This window comes from Streptomyces sp. NPDC052107, assembly GCF_040680215.1.
Classification (GTDB): Bacteria; Actinomycetota; Actinomycetes; order Streptomycetales; family Streptomycetaceae; genus Streptomyces.
The window spans coordinates 1-1,996 of record NZ_JBFAWG010000254.1; the positions used below are offsets into that span (position 1 = coordinate 1).

General features: G+C 66.9%; 1 protein-coding gene. It reads left to right on the forward strand.

Annotation, left to right across the window (positions count from 1 at the left end; genetic code table 11):
• Positions 1-187: 187 nt before the first annotated feature.
• On the forward strand, positions 188-1,882 hold the full coding sequence (locus tag AB0M27_RS47560; protein WP_365732429.1) for an IS1634 family transposase: 1,695 nt from the start codon (positions 188-190) through the stop codon (positions 1,880-1,882).
• Positions 1,883-1,996 lie beyond the last annotated feature (114 nt).

Consider the following 1,996-nt stretch of genomic DNA (forward strand, 5'->3'; position numbering starts at 1 on the left):
CCGGAGTTCCGCAGCAAATCGGCCTTCTGGCAGGTGATGCATGGCAAACCTGCTGGTCAGGCGGTTGAGACATAGCGGCAGGCGTCAGAATCCCTAGTGACACGTGATCCCGGAGCTTATGACTGTGACCTGCTGATTCAGTTGGATGGGCTAGCGATCAGACCTGATAGGGTCGCTGCCCGTGTACGTGAAGGCATCCACGCGCAAGGGCCGCGACGGCAAGACCGTGCGCTACCTCCAACTCGCCCACAACGAGTGGGACCCGGCCGCCAAGGCATCCCGTACCAAGGTCCTGTACTCCTTCGGCCGCGAGGACCAACTCGACCGCCCAGCCATCGAGCGCCTGATCGCGGCGCTCGGCCGGATGCTGGACCCGACCGGAGCACCGCCGGCCTCCGGCGACAGCCTGACCCTGACGGACTCCCGGCCGTTCGGCGCCGCGCACGCCCTCGACGCTCTGTGGCACCAGCTCGGCATCGACAAGGTCATGGCCAAGAAGCTGACGGGCCGCAAGATCCCGGCCCGCGTCGAGCGGGTGCTGTTCGCGCTGACCGCCAACCGCGCCCTGGACGCCTCCAGCAAGCTCGCCGCCACCGACTGGATCGCCCACGACACGCTCATCACCGGGCTCGGACAGGTCAGCGACGACGCTTGCTACCGGGCGATGGACTGGCTGCTGCAGATAGAGCCGGCGCTGGCCAAGGAGGTGTACTTCCAGGTCACCGACCTGCTCAACCTCGAAGTGGACCTGCTGTTCTTCGACACCACCAGCACCTACTTCGAGACCGAGGAGGCCGACGAGCCCGCACCACGTGACCCGGACGGCCGCCTGCTGCCCGAGGACGCCGATCCCCAACTCGCCACCCACCACCGGGGATTCCGCGCCCATGGCAAGTCCAAGGATTCCCGCGACGACCTACCCCAGGTCGTCGTCGGCATGGCCGTCACTCGCGACGGTATCCCGGTCCGCGTCTGGTCATGGCCCGGAGCGACCGCCGACTCCGACCTGATCCGCCAGGTCAAACGCGACCTGCGGGAATGGTCCCTCTCGCGCGTCGTGTGGGTCGCCGACCGCGGCTTCACCTCCGCCGCCAACCGCCGCGCGCTGATGCAAGCAGGTGGCGGCTACATCATCGGCGAGAAGCTCCGTTCCGGCTCCGCCGAGGTCAAGGCAGCCCTGTCCAGGCCCGGCCGCTACGCGACCGTCCGCGACAACATGCAGGTCAAGGAGGTCAACATTGGCTCCGACGACCGGTTCGTCATCTGTTTCAACCCCGAGCAGGCCGCCCGCGACGCTGCCGTCCGCACCAAACTCGTCACCCAGCTCGAGGAGGCCATCGCCGGCAGCGACAAGCTGAAGGCAACCGAACGCGCCCACCTGGCCGGGCAATTGTCCACCAAGCCCGGCCTGAAACGCTTCCTGCGGAGCACCCCCGGCGGACTACTCAGGATCGACAAGAAGAAGATCGCCGCCGAGGAGAATCTCGACGGCAAGTACCTGCTGCGGTCCTCCGACCCGAACCTGAGCGCCGAGGACATCGCTCTGGGATACAAACAGCTTCTCGAGGTGGAACGCGGCTGGAGGGACATGAAGCAACTGCTCGACCTCCGCCCGGTCTACCACCGCCGAGAAGACCGCATCCGCGCCCACGTCCTGCTGTGCTGGCTGGCGCTGCTGCTGATCCGCGTCGCCGAGACCCGCACCGGGACCACCTGGAACCGCATCCGCGAACAACTCCAGCGCATCCACGCCGTCACCCTTACCGGCTCGGCCGGCTCCTTCCGCCAGACCACCCAGCTCGCCAAGCCGCAGCAGGATCTCTACGCAGCACTGCACGTCGAACCGCCCAAGAAGGTCCTCGGCGTGACGACACCCGCCTGACCAGCACGTTCACCGCCGCCTAGTGACACACCCCGCCACTGGGCCATGCGGCATTTCCGCAGCTCAAACCGGGTTTTCGGCGACTATGCCACTACCGCTGCTGCGGAACTCCGG